Raw genomic sequence first — 12,017 nt, forward strand, 5'->3', positions numbered from 1 at the left:
CGATGGCTCCACACCTACAATCACCACCGCGGACACACCGCGCTCAAGGGCCAACCACCCGCCAGCCGCGTCCCCAACCTCACAGGGCAATACACCTAGTGCTCGTCGATGCATCGGCAGCGCCGGGTGCGGCACGGGTCAGGACAAGGGCCCTTGCTGACTGCCGTGACAGCCGGCGGATCCGTGCGCGCCAGGCGGTCGTAGGCCGTTTGCTGTCCTTGAGGGCCCTGTGGCCGAAGTCCGTCCGTGGTCGGGACCCTCACAGGCCCCCCAGCTCGGCCATGAGGTCCGCATCACGCATGCCGGGCAGGACGTAGCCCTCGTCCTCGTCCCACGGGACATCGAGATCGTCTATGTGTACGCGCCACTGGGCTCCCGGCAGAGCACGGCGCAACTCGGTCACGGAGTCGAGCGTATGGGCGATCACCGGCAGTAGTCGGCCAGGGTCGAGCGGTATCTTGGTGGACCCGGCCACGATCTCGCCCGGCTGACCGCCACCGTTGTTGTACAGGTAGAGGCTTTCCTCGTCCTGGTACGGGAAGGACGACATGCGGGCGGCGACGATGCGCTCGACAGCGGCCGTCTCGGCCTCCGTCAACGGCACCGCCCGGCTCGCACAGTAGAAGAGAGAAACGCTCATGGCCCGAGCGTACTGATGGGGTATGACAACGCCGACGGGCACCGCACTCGGCCAGCGCTCGGCCGTCCATGGAGTGGTCCGGGTGCTGCGGCAGCAGACGGGCCGGTACAAGGCGCATGACGATAGAACGCCGCCCGGTTGAATGCGACCTTGGGCAGCACTGAGGATGATCCTTTGGTATGGACACCCTGACAATGGATCTTGATGGTCCAGGGAGGGATGTCCAGGTGGGACGCAAGTCTCCGTATCCAGAGGAGTTCAGGAAGGATGCCGTCGCGCTCTGCCGCGCTGCGGCCGGCAAGCGGACGTACGCGGCGGTGGCCGCGGATCTCGGCATCACCGCGTGAGTCGCTGCTGACGTGGGTCCGCAAGGACGACTCACAGGCCGTGCCCGGACGCCGTGACGCGGCGGGAGCGAGGCGGAGGAGCTGGTCCGACTGCGGGCGGAGAACGCCCGGCCTACTGAAGGCGGTAAAGGAGTGGCAACTGGAGCGCGAGATCCTGCGCCAGGCAGCCGCCTATTTCGCCCGGGAGGTGAAGTGAGTACTCGCTGCTGGGACTACATCTCCAAGAACCGCGCCGACTTCGGCGTGCAGCGGATCTGCCGGGTGCTCGAGGCGTCCCGCGCCAACTACTACCGGCACCTGGCCACCAGGCCCGTGCCGAGCGCCAGGCCGAGGAGAAGCGGACCGTGAGCGAGATCCGCGCCATCCACCTCGAGCACCATGGCGCCTACGGCGCCCCGCGCGTCCGTGCCGAGCTGCGTGCGAGGGGACAGAGGATCAACCGCAAGCGCGTCACCCGGCTGATGCGGGTCAACCACATCGTCGGGCGGCACCTGCGGAAGAGGAAGCGGACGACGATCGCGGACAGGACCGCGCCGCCCGCGCCGGACCTGGTGACGCGCGACTTCACCGCGGACACGCTGAACACCAGGTGGTGCCGAGACATCACTTACCTAGCCGTCGGCGCGAAGTGGCTCCACCTCGCCACGGTGATCGACATCTGCTCGAGGAAGGTCGTGGGCTGGTCGATCACCGACCACATGCGCACCTCGCTGGTCACCGAAGCGATCGAGATGGCCGTGGCCGCACGCGGCGGCCGGGTCCGCGGCGTCGTTTTCCACACTGACAGGGGCGCCCAGTACAGCGCGGCCGCCTTCGCCGAGGTCTGCCGCCGACACGGCATCCGGCGCAGCATGGGCCGGATCGGTTCGAGCTATGACAATGCCCTCACCGAGTCGTTCTTCCAGGGCCTCAAGCGCGAGTTGCTCCAGGGGAGGCGCTGGACCTCGAAGGCAAAGACGCGGCTCGAGCTGTTCTGCTGGCTGTCGTACTACAACCGGCGTCGTCGGCAATCCGCGCTCGGCTACCTCACACCAGCCGAGCTCGAACAGCAAACTGATCACGGCACGTACGCTGTCACTCGTCGCGTGAAACCCGGTGTCCACACCAGGGGATCAACCTCAGCACCACAAAGCCGCGCGTGTCGTCGCTGCGCTTGACGATCGCCAGGACCAGGGCGAGCGCGGCCAGGCAGTGCTCGACGAGGCTGCCGGTGTATCCGCCGTCGGCCAGTCGAGTCCCAGCCGGTGATGGGCGTCGGTCACCCGCTCGAGCAGCACTTTCGCGGCGGCGCGATCGCCGATGTCCGCGCTCGTGACCATCACGCCCGGCAGTCGAGGGTGTCGACCACGACGTGCCGCTGGCGGCCGCTGACCAGCTTGCCGCCGTCGAAACCACGGCTGTCGGAGCCGACGACAGCGTCCGCCTTGACGGACTGCGAGTCGATCACGCTGGCCGTCGGCTCCACGTCTCGGCCCGCCCTCCGGCGGACCAGGCCGCGCAGCCGGTCGTGGAACTCCCTGACCAGCGCGTGGTCTCACGGTTTCGGACAGCTCGGGCACCTGAGAGCGTGGCCGGTGCGGTGGCTTAAGGTCTCCGTCCATGAACCGAACAACGCCGCTCCGCCCGGTGAACGTCGAGGCACTCTTCCCGAAGCTGGGCGCGTTCCGCAGTACGACGACCCGGCTGCATCCGCGGCCAGGACGTCCGAACGCGTCGGTCAGCTCGGTCGGCGGTCCTTTGCTGTGGCCGGCCGACGAACCGTGGCCGGTCTGCACCGAGCCGCACAAGCGCAGTAGCGGGTACCGCATCGCGGACATTCGGCGTGAGCGCCAGGTGCTCGCGGATGCCTGGGCCCGTGACCGGCCCACCGACGAGGAGCGAGTCCTTCTCAAGGAGCTCGGCCGCAGGCACCGCGAGCGGGAGATCGCTGACACCGATCCAATCCCGCTGATCGGCTTGGCCCAGCTGTACCGGCGAGACGTGCCCGACCTCCCACCCGGCTCGGACGGATGCGACCTTCTCCAGGTCTTCTGGTGTCCGTTCGAGGCACATGGCCCAAGCCGCTACGGCCTGGCCCTGCGCGTGCGCTGGCGCCATTCCGACCAGGTTGCCGTGTCGCTGGACACTCCGCCGCAGCCAGCGCTGGTCGGGTTCAGGGGCTCGGTCGCCGAACCCTGTGTGCTACACCCCGAACAGGTCGTCACCTACCCGTACGCCGGCTCACTGCCGGCCAGACTGTGGAGAGGAATCGACTCCTGGGAAGACGCGGAGGCACGCAAGGCGGAAGTACGCGGCCTGGACGACGAGCCGGTCACCTACCACCATGACCTGTCGATTCCACAGGGCTGCCGAGTGGGCGGATTCCCTTCCTGGCACACGACCGACCCCTACTCGATGAACTGCGAAGCCTGTGCCGCACCAATGGCCCTGCTCCTGACTCTCGACAGCTCGGAGTGGAGCGGTGCCAACGGCAGCTGGATGCCCAACGAGGAATGGAACGTCGCCGAGCGTCTACGGGACCGCTGCCCGACGCAGCTCACGATCGGCCGAGACGGCCTGCTGAACATCTTCGCCTGCCCCAACGAGCCCGGGCACCCACACCGATGGTGCCTCCAATAGGCCGGACAGAACTTCTCGGGCCGGGTGCTGTCACCTCCCGTGAACATCGAACAGGACACCGCGCAGGCGCCTGCGTTCCGGGTTCGGCAAAGACTGCAGGTTGTGGTTGTGACCTGGGGTTTCGGGGTTGCGTGGTAGTAGTTGGTCTCGTGTTCGACGGGTGGGATGTGCCCGATTTTGCCGTGGAGTCGGCGGTGGCGGTACCCGTCGATCCACTCGGCGGTGGCGAGTTCGACCTGGGAGAGGGTTCGCCAGGGCCGTCCGGGCTTGATCGGCTCGGTCTTGAACTAGGGAGCGTATTGGGTCGTGATCAATCTTCGAGTTTTGCCTGCATGGCGGAGTCTGGGCGGGGTGGCGCCGTAGGAGCCGGTGCCCTCGATTCCGAAGGCCAGAACCCTGCCGTATGAGCCTGCCCAGTCCAAGAGTTGCTGGAATCCGCCAGCGTCGGTGGGGATCGTCAGGGTCGCCAGGATCCCGCCGATCGTGTCCATCACGGCTACGACGTGCACGTACTTGTGAGTGTCGATGCCGATCACGACGCGCCCGGACCTGTGCTGCTCGTTGGAGGTCACCGCATTCCTTCCGGCCGTTAGCGCGGGGGGCACGCTCCCGTCGGCCGGTCGGACAGGACTGTCACGGGGACGCTTTGACGGGTTGGCTCCAGGCTCCTATGAGGTCACGTCCGTCCGGCGGCAGCGCTTGCTGCGTGCCCGGCCGGACGGTCGACAGATCAACGCCAGGACACCCGCGGGGTCGGTCGTAAGCAAGAGTCAGACCGTCGCGGCCGGGACCACCCGATCCTTGCGGGATCCGGTACGAAAAGACTGACAGACGTACGCGTCGCCGACCGAGCCGATCGAGGCCGCGATGCCGGCGGCACCCAGGTGCTCGGCGAGCCGGAAACTCGTGTCATTGCGACCCGGCGTCGGAGTGATGTATCAACTTCCCAGCTTGGTGCGGATGTTCGTCTCGGTCGCGTTGCCACAGGGCCATGTCCAGGGCGTCCAGGACGAGCCTGGTCTCCTTCGACAGGACGGCGGACCAGCCGACGATCCGGCGGGAGAAGGTGTCCACGACGAAAGCGACGTAGCCCCCTCCCGACCACGTGCTGATGTGCGTGAAGTCCGCGACCCGGCAGCGGTTCGGGGCCGGCGCGACGAAGTTGCGGTCCAGGAGGTCCGGTGCCCGCTCGACAGAACTGTCCGGGATCTTCTTTCCGCGGACGGCACCGGTGACGCCGAGCTCGCGCATGAGGAGATCGACGGTGCACCGGGCCACGATGTGGCCTTGGCGGTGCAGCTCGCGCCAGACCTTCCTGGCCCCGTAGACACGGTAGTTGACCTCGAAGATCTGCTGGATGAGCGGCTTCAGCTCGGCGTCGCGTACAGTGCGGGCGGACGGGTCCTGGATTCGCTTGCGGTAGGCGTAGTAGGTGCCAGGACATCGCCACTGCCCTTCTGGCCGAGCCTGGCCGTCCACCGGGATCACCGCGCGTTCTTCTCGTAGAGCCGCGCTTCGCCCTTCGCAGCACTCCGCCCCGCTGGACGAGATCCAGCGGGGCGGAATTTGACCGACAGCGTCAGTGGTGGCGCGGGCCCTCACCTGTTCGGGAACAACTGCCAAGGTGCGCCCGGCTGCCGGGTCAGCGGACGAAGTAGCCACGCTCCGCGTCGAAGTAGGCCTTCTGGCCCTTGATGTAGGTGATCCCGTACGGGCCGCCGAGATTGCGGTACTCGCCGCTGGCCCAGCCACCCTCGATCTCCGCGTGGCCACCGCCGGCCGGGCCGTCCCAGCCGTTCGTCCCCTGCGCGGAAGCCGGGCCCGCGGCGACGAACCCGGCCGCGGCGACAGCCGCCAGCGTGATCGCGATACGACGCATCATGAAACCGCTCTCCTTCATGTCATCGGTACGTGCAGTGCAACCACCCTGGCCACGGAAGCATCCAATGGCATATGCGGCACGCGGATACCCCGACAAGGAGAACCTGTTCGGCCTCAGTCGCGGTTCACCCGTCATAGGTCTACTTCGGCTGGGGTTTCCCAGCCGGGCGTTTTGCGGGGGCGGCGGTTTGAGCTGGTGGGCGACGGCGGCCAGGTGCCCAGGGTCGTGGACGGACAGGTCGGTTCCCCTGGGGAAGTACTGCCGCAACAGACCGTTGGTGTTCTCGTTCGAGCCTCTCTGCCAAGGGCTGGCCGGGTCGCAGAAGTAGACCGGGATGTCGGTGGCGATTGTGAACTCGGCATGCCGGGCCATCTCACTGCCTCGGTCCCAGTTCAGTGACCGCTTCAGCTGGATGGGCATAGTCTGGACGGTCGATGTCAGGGCGGTCAGGACTGCTTCGGCGCCGTGGTCGTCCGGCAGGTGCAGGAGCATGACGTAGCGGGTGGCACGTTCGACCAGGGTGCCGATCGCGGACTTCCCGTCCTTGCCGGTGATCAGATCGCCCTCCCAGTGACCGGGCAGGGCCCGGTCCTCGATCTCAGGGGGCCGTTCGCTGATCATGACCATCGGGGTGGTGAAGCGCGGCTGGCGGCAGTTGGCCTGCCGTTGGGGCCGACGGCGGGCCCGTCCCGAGCGCAGGGCCCCGGCGAGCTCGCGCCCGTAGCTGGCCTCGGCCTTGGACGTAGAGCGCCTGGTAGACGGTCTCGTGGACCACGTGCATCTCCGGCCGGTCGGGAAACTTCTGCCGCAGAGCCTGGTATGTCTGCTCCGGGCTCCACTTCTCGTCCAGCATCACCTGGACGGCGTCCCTCAGCTCCGGGTTCCGGCTGAGCTTGCGTGGCTTGGGGCGGGGCCGGCCGGGGGGCGTCCGCTCGGGCCTGCGCCGCGTATGGGCGGTAGTGCCACTGGTCGCGTGTGCCGTCGGTGCGGTTGCGGTGGATCTCGCGGCTGATCGTGGACGGGCTGCGGCCCAGCTCGCGGCGATCGCCCGCACGGTGGCCTTCTCCCGCAAGCGGTCCGCAATGTGGACGCGTTCTTCCTGGCACAGGTACCGCGAGAGTGGAGAAGGCGGCACCACCGTGGTGACCGGTGGTGCCGCCTTGTTCCTGCCGGACGGGTTACGTCCGTTACTCCATCGCTGGCCGGTGCGCCGGTTGATTCCGAGGATCCGGCAAGCCTCCCGACCACTCACACCCTGCTGCATGAGCTGGAAGTATGCCGCCCGCTCCTTGGCGAGCTTCCTCGCTCCCTGCGGCTTCCGATCCTCACGGATCTCGAAATCCACCGCATCCCCTGAGCTGGAGTGTTGCGACGACCACTAGAACGCAAGCTCAGGGTGCGGCCCGGGCACGAACCCGGACCTTTTCGACTGACCGGGTGTCAGTCGCCCACGAACCACAGATACAGGTGCGTCCCGCGCTCGACGAGCTGGCACAGCTCCCGGGCCTGCCGGACCCACTCGCCACCACAGGCAGCGGGAAGCCGGTCGAGCCCGGTCAGCAGCAACGGAATCTGCCGCTGGTTGAAGACCGCGTCCCCATACGGAGTCAGAGCCCAGAGCATCGGGAACTCCGTCGAGCGCAAATCCGGGAAGCCGACGGTCCACTCCACCGATCGAGCCTGTCGGCGTCGTGCATGACCCGCGAAGGAGTTTCCGGCCGTGGAGATGCGGGCCGCGCAGCGAGCCCTCGTTCGGCATCAGGCGGTCAGCGCAGGCCGTAGTGCGCGAGGCGGGAGCGGGCCATGGCCAGAGTGATGCCCAGGGCGGGGCCGGTTCGTTTCCCTGTCGGGTCGTCAGCGGCCTCGTAGTTGGGGGCCATCGGACCGGCGCGTCGCGTGGTCCGCTCCGGTGCGGCAATGGCCCGGAGCGCGGCGAGCGGGCTGCGCCCGCGAGCGTGTCGAGCCGCGCCTGGACCTGGCAGAGGAGCTCGACGACGTCTTCGAGCAGCGGGACGGTCCCCGCCTCGGCGACGTGCCGGTCCCAGTCGTCCTCCGGGCCCGTGGTGTCGTACGCGTAGGGCTCGCGGCGGTCGACGTTGTCCCGGTCGATCAATCAGAGACTCTCGCCGCGCCAGCCGCAGGAACACGCGCCCCGCATCTGCGTCGCGATCGGCACCGGAAGGTCCCGTGGAACATGTCCACCTTGCCGGAATCCGACGGGCCCGGGTTCACCGCGGCCGGGCTGTGCCCGCGGGGCGGCGCGGCGGGCCCAGGCGCAGCCGGGTGAGGACGGCCGGGCGGGCGAGGCCGGGCATGATCAGGGCCCACATGGCGCTGACCTGCTGGTGCAGGGCGTCGCGCTCGTCGAGGGCGAGCGCGAGCAGCTGCACGCCGCTGTAGCAGCCGACCAGCGTCCGGGAGGCCTCCCCGGGGTCGACGTGGTCCTGGAGTTCGTCGGCGTCCTGGGCGGATTCGAGGACGGCGGTGACGGCCCCTAGCGACCCCGCGTAGCTGTCGGCGGTCTGGTAGGGGCCCGGCTCGATCGACAGGCGCACGGCGGCCCGCAGGACGGGGTCCTCCAGGATGCCGGCGGTGTAGTGGTGGCTGATGTCGATCAGGGCCTGGAGCCAGAGCTCCGGGACCGGGCCCGCCGCCGTCTGCTCGGAGACCAGCTGGAAGTAGTCGTGCTGGTGGGACAGGATAGCGTTGCCGAGATCTTGCTTGGACGCGAAGTGGTGGTAGAAACCCCCGCGGGAAACGTTCGCCAAGCGCTGGATCTCCGGCGTCGTCGCGCCGGCGTAGCCTTCCCGGTCGAAGACGATTCCGGCGGCCTCGACGATCCGTCGAACGGTCATCCCCCCGCGATCCTGCATCATTGTCATGCCTCCCTGAGCCGTGTCCGACGCTACCCGGGGCCCCGGCAGCACGCCCGTCCTGGGATGCCTCCCCCCGGGTGCAGGAGGCGACACCAGCTGCGCTGAGCATTCTCACGAAGCGTCCATGGTCTCCTCGGCACGTGCCGAGGAGCTAGCGCCCAGGGCCCGTTTCCATGGACATCAGAACGAGACGGACGTCGGCCAACAGAGTGAGAGCCAGCGATGATGCCTCTGACTCGTACGGCCGGGGAGTAGCCGAAGCGTCCGCTGTCCATGCGGGCCAGGGTGCGGTGACGCACGGCGTCGTCGGTCCAGATGCGGGCGCGGATCTGGGTGATGACGCCCGTCCGGTCTCCCTGCGCTCGGGGGTGGGATGCCACCCGGCCTCTGCGGGCTTGTAACTCGCCATGAAGGCGGCGCAGAGCCGCCGGGGTCAGGGTCCGGGTATCTCCTGCCGCGTCGTACGTGACCGGACCGGTGAAACACCAGGCCCGATTCCCGCCGGAGGTGCAACCAGCCACCCACCTATCCACCCCAATCCCGTGACCCACATCACATCCGGCTTCTGTCAGCAGCCAGCGTTCCATCCCGTTCAAAGGGCACACGGACACGACAGGAGCACCATCGTGAAACACCGCATCGTCATACTCGGCGCCGGATACGCCGGAGCCTTCGCCGCCGGAAACCTGGCCCGCCGGCTCTCCCCCGCCGACACCGAGATCACCGTCGTCAACGCCGTACCCGATTTCGTCGAGCGGATGCGGCTCCACCAGCTCGCGATCGGCCAGGACCTCGCGGTCCGCAAGCTCAGCGACGTGTTCGCGGGCACCGGAGTCAGGCTGCGCCTGGCCCACGTCACCGGCCTCGACCCCGTGCGCAGAACCGTCACCGTCACCAGCCGGGACCGCGAGGACGCGGACGGCGAGCTCCCGTACGACACGCTTCTCTACGCGCTCGGCAGCTCCGTGGCCCACCATGGCGTCCCCGGCGTCGCCGATTACGCCTTCGATGTGACCGGCCGGTCCTCCGCACTGCGTCTGCGCGAGCGCCTGGCCGGTCTCGGCGAGGGCGGCCGCGTGCTGGTCGTCGGCGAGGGGCTGACCGGCATCGAGACCGCCACCGAGTTCGCGGAGTCCCGGCCCGACCTCTCGGTCGCGCTCGCCGCTCGTGACGAGCCCGGTGCCTGGCTGTCGCCGAAGGCCCGCCGTCACCTGCACCGCGCCTTCGACCGGCTCGGCATCACCGTCCACGAACGCACCGGCATCGAAGCCGTCGAGCCGACCCGGGCCGTCGCCGCCGACGGCAGGTCCATTCCGGCCGACGTGACCGTGTGGTCGGCCGGGTTCGCGGTGCACCCCATCGCGGCCGCCAGCGGCCTGGAGGTCGCCGGGACCGGCCGGATCGCCGTCGACCGCACCATGCGCTCGCTCTCGCATCCGGACGTCTACGCCGCCGGTGACTGCGCCTACGCGATCGGTGAGAACGGCCGCCCGCTGCCGATGTCCTGCGCCTCGGCCGGACTCACCAACATGCAGGCGACCGCCGCGATCATCGCGCGCCTGACCGGCCGCGAAGTCCCGTCCACCGGACTGAAGTACCACGGCAACCACATCAGTCTCGGGCGGCGGGACGCGATCTTCCAGATGGTGGACGGGGACGTCCGGCCGAAGTCCTGGTACGTGGGCGGCCCGATCGCCGCGCGGCTCAAGGACGGCGTGCTCAAGGGGGCCGGGTGGGGCATCGCCCACCCGACCTTCGGCCTGCCGAAACGCAGGCACCGCCTGGCCACCGCGCCCGACCGGGCCGGGGTGAGGGCTGCCGCATAGGCTGCTGAGCATGGACAGCGCAGCCGTCGACCGATTCGAGGCCAGCCGGGGCCGGCTGGCCTCACTCGCGTACCGCCTGCTCGGCTCGGCCGCCGACGCCGAGGACGCCGTGCAGGACACGTTCCTGCGCTGGCAGGCCGCGGACCGCGCCCGGATCGAGGTCCCGGAAGCGTGGCTGACGAAGGTCGCCACCAACCTCTGCCTCGACCGGCTCCGCTCGGCACAGGCCCGCCACGAACGCGCAGCCGGCACCTGGCTTCCCGAGCCGCTCCTCGAAGGCGACCCGATGCTCGGCCCGGCCGACACCTTCGAACAACGCGAATCGGTGTCCCTGGCCGTACTGACCCTCCTGGAACGCCTCTCCCCCGTCGAGCGGGCCGTGTACGTCCTGCGCGAGGCGTTCGCATACAGCCACGCCGAGATCGCCGAGATCCTCGACATCACCGAGTCGGCGAGCCAGCAGCACACCCACCGAGCCCGGATCCGCGCCGCCACCGACCAGCGCCGCACCCCCGAGACCGATCTCGCGGCCGCCCGCCGCGTCGTAGAGGAGTTCCTCGCCGCCGCCACCTCGGGGCGCACCGAGCGGCTGGTGGCACTGCTCACCGACGACGTGACAGCGGTCTCGGACGGCGCCGGACTGGCCAAACGGCTGTTGCGCTACACGACTCGCGAGCGGGTCGCCACCTTCGTACGGGCCGGGTTCAAGCCCACGCCGGCGAAACGGCGGCTCGCCGGCGGCTCCCTCGCGATGCACATCGCATCGGTCAACGGCTCCCCGGCCGTCCTCGCCGTGGTCGACGGCCGTGTCGTGGGCGTCGTGGCGTTCCAGGTCAGCGACGGCAGAGTCGCGTCCCTGCACGGCATCGCCGCCGCAGACCAGCTCACGCGCCTCAACAACGCCTGGCAGCGGCACGAACCCGGTGCACCGGTCATCAACGCGTGGTGACGACCGCCATCCAACCTCCGCCGCGTGCTGCCCCCACCCCACACCAGAACAGCGACCCATGCCGGTGGGAGGGCCGCACGGCCCTTCCCTCGGCCACCTGCCGGTGAGGGGTGATCGCTCCGAGCACCGGACCGGCCGACGGAGTGCCGGCTCTCGGTCATCGCGTCGTCCGGTCATCCGCTGCTCCGGTCAGCGGGGCATGTCAGCGAGGCATGTGTCTTCCCGGCTCCCGTGCCTTCTCGCGCAGGCCCGCGGCCCATGCTCCGCCTTCGGCCGGGACGGACACGCCGGTGACGGCGGAGACCTGTACGTCCTCGAACGGGGCCTCCGGAGCAGTTCCGTGCTGCGCCCGGTCCACTTCGATCCCGGCGCGTTCCGCCAGAACCAGTACGGTGGCAACGAAGCCTTCTGAGAGCGCGAGCCGGATGGCGTGGCTCGTTCTGCGGTGCTCCGCCACGAGAGCGTTGACGAAGGCCTCGAAGGTGTCGGTGCCGATCTGGCACTCGTCGTTCTCCATCGGTCCGATGTCCGACGCGAGTTCCAGCTCCGCCTCGAAGACCGCCACGTGACGCCGGAACATACGCGAAACCCCGTTGGACGGGTTCCACAGCGTCTCTTCGCCCACATCGAAATACTGGCTCATCCCGGCGCCCTCCGGCTGATCGTGACAGGCCGGCGTAGCCAGGCGGATCACTGCCGCCATCAGGGTTGTACGGACCGGCCGGGCCCTGGGGTGCGGATGAGCCGTGAGCCGCCACCCACAGGCGCGGCACCTCGTGTCAGTCGTCCCTACCTTGCTGATCGGGCTGAGCGAGCCATTCGTAGGGTTGGCTCACCCAGGGGTGCCGGGTGTGGCTTTCAGTCGTCTGCCGTAGTTG

The 12,017-nt window shown here is 69.0% G+C and carries 11 protein-coding genes and 2 pseudogenes; 4 read left to right on the forward strand and 9 right to left on the reverse strand.

What is annotated here, in order from left to right:
* Positions 1-259 precede the first annotated feature (259 nt).
* On the reverse strand, positions 260-640 hold the full coding sequence (locus tag IG90_RS0137990) for a hypothetical protein (protein ID WP_030595591.1): 381 nt from the start codon (positions 638-640) through the stop codon (positions 260-262).
* 227 nt (positions 641-867) lie between these two features.
* On the opposite strand from IG90_RS0137990, the pseudogene IG90_RS0138005 reads away from it, so the two are divergent.
* Positions 868-2,076, forward strand: a pseudogene (locus IG90_RS0138005) (IS3 family transposase).
* 229 nt (positions 2,077-2,305) lie between these two features.
* On the opposite strand, the gene IG90_RS46525 reads toward IG90_RS0138005, so the two are convergent.
* Positions 2,306-2,434, reverse strand: coding sequence for a transposase (locus tag IG90_RS46525; RefSeq protein ID WP_167345037.1), 129 nt, complete (start codon positions 2,432-2,434; stop codon positions 2,306-2,308).
* A gap of 152 nt (positions 2,435-2,586) precedes the next feature.
* On the opposite strand from IG90_RS46525, the gene IG90_RS0138015 reads away from it, so the two are divergent.
* On the forward strand, positions 2,587-3,606 hold the full coding sequence (locus IG90_RS0138015) for a hypothetical protein (protein ID WP_030595599.1): 1,020 nt from the start codon (positions 2,587-2,589) through the stop codon (positions 3,604-3,606).
* A gap of 287 nt (positions 3,607-3,893) precedes the next feature.
* On the opposite strand, the gene IG90_RS0138020 is transcribed toward IG90_RS0138015, so the two are convergent.
* From IG90_RS0138020 to IG90_RS0138050, 6 genes and pseudogenes are all read right to left on the reverse strand, one after another.
* Positions 3,894-4,178 (reverse strand): IS110 family transposase, encoded by a 285-nt coding sequence (locus IG90_RS0138020; RefSeq protein ID WP_030595602.1) that lies wholly within the window; start codon positions 4,176-4,178, stop codon positions 3,894-3,896.
* A gap of 337 nt (positions 4,179-4,515) precedes the next feature.
* Complete coding sequence (locus IG90_RS41035; RefSeq protein WP_124265391.1) at positions 4,516-5,085, reverse strand: IS3 family transposase; 570 nt, start codon at positions 5,083-5,085, stop codon at positions 4,516-4,518.
* Positions 5,086-5,248: 163 nt separating this feature from the next.
* Positions 5,249-5,488 (reverse strand): hypothetical protein, encoded by a 240-nt coding sequence (locus IG90_RS44600; RefSeq protein ID WP_030595605.1) that lies wholly within the window; start codon positions 5,486-5,488, stop codon positions 5,249-5,251.
* 131 nt (positions 5,489-5,619) lie between these two features.
* Positions 5,620-6,833 (reverse strand): annotated as a pseudogene (locus IG90_RS40300) (IS30 family transposase).
* Positions 6,834-6,928: 95 nt separating this feature from the next.
* Complete coding sequence (locus IG90_RS0138040; protein WP_030595608.1) at positions 6,929-7,159, reverse strand: hypothetical protein; 231 nt, start codon at positions 7,157-7,159, stop codon at positions 6,929-6,931.
* 557 nt (positions 7,160-7,716) lie between these two features.
* Positions 7,717-8,364, reverse strand: coding sequence for a ScbR family autoregulator-binding transcription factor (locus tag IG90_RS0138050; RefSeq protein ID WP_030595611.1), 648 nt, complete (start codon positions 8,362-8,364; stop codon positions 7,717-7,719).
* A gap of 626 nt (positions 8,365-8,990) precedes the next feature.
* Between IG90_RS0138050 and IG90_RS0138055 the strand changes: the two genes are divergently transcribed.
* On the forward strand, positions 8,991-10,190 hold the full coding sequence (locus IG90_RS0138055; protein WP_030595614.1) for an NAD(P)/FAD-dependent oxidoreductase: 1,200 nt from the start codon (positions 8,991-8,993) through the stop codon (positions 10,188-10,190).
* Positions 10,191-10,200: 10 nt separating this feature from the next.
* Positions 10,201-11,139 carry a sigma-70 family RNA polymerase sigma factor gene (locus IG90_RS0138060; protein ID WP_030595617.1) on the forward strand — a complete coding sequence of 313 codons (939 nt, stop codon included), beginning with the start codon at positions 10,201-10,203 and terminating at the stop codon, positions 11,137-11,139.
* Positions 11,140-11,341: 202 nt separating this feature from the next.
* Here the strand turns inward: IG90_RS0138060 and IG90_RS0138065 are convergent, their stop codons facing one another.
* Positions 11,342-11,782 carry a DUF6086 family protein gene (locus IG90_RS0138065; protein ID WP_030595620.1) on the reverse strand — a complete coding sequence of 147 codons (441 nt, stop codon included), beginning with the start codon at positions 11,780-11,782 and terminating at the stop codon, positions 11,342-11,344.
* Positions 11,783-12,017 lie beyond the last annotated feature (235 nt).

This window comes from Streptomyces anulatus, from assembly GCF_000721175.1.
Taxonomy (GTDB): domain Bacteria; phylum Actinomycetota; class Actinomycetes; order Streptomycetales; family Streptomycetaceae; genus Streptomyces; species Streptomyces anulatus_C.

Coding starts and splice junctions, on each gene's coding strand:
- IG90_RS0137990 (WP_030595591.1), bottom strand. CDS start 640: ATGAGCGTTTCTCTCTTCTACTGTGCGAGCCGGGCGGTGCCGTTGACG.
- IG90_RS0138015 (WP_030595599.1), top strand. CDS start 2,587: ATGAACCGAACAACGCCGCTCCGCCCGGTGAACGTCGAGGCACTCTTC.
- IG90_RS44600 (WP_030595605.1), bottom strand. CDS start 5,488: ATGATGCGTCGTATCGCGATCACGCTGGCGGCTGTCGCCGCGGCCGGG.
- IG90_RS0138050 (WP_030595611.1), bottom strand. CDS start 8,364: ATGATGCAGGATCGCGGGGGGATGACCGTTCGACGGATCGTCGAGGCC.
- IG90_RS0138060 (WP_030595617.1), top strand. CDS start 10,201: ATGGACAGCGCAGCCGTCGACCGATTCGAGGCCAGCCGGGGCCGGCTG.
- IG90_RS0138065 (WP_030595620.1), bottom strand. CDS start 11,782: ATGAGCCAGTATTTCGATGTGGGCGAAGAGACGCTGTGGAACCCGTCC.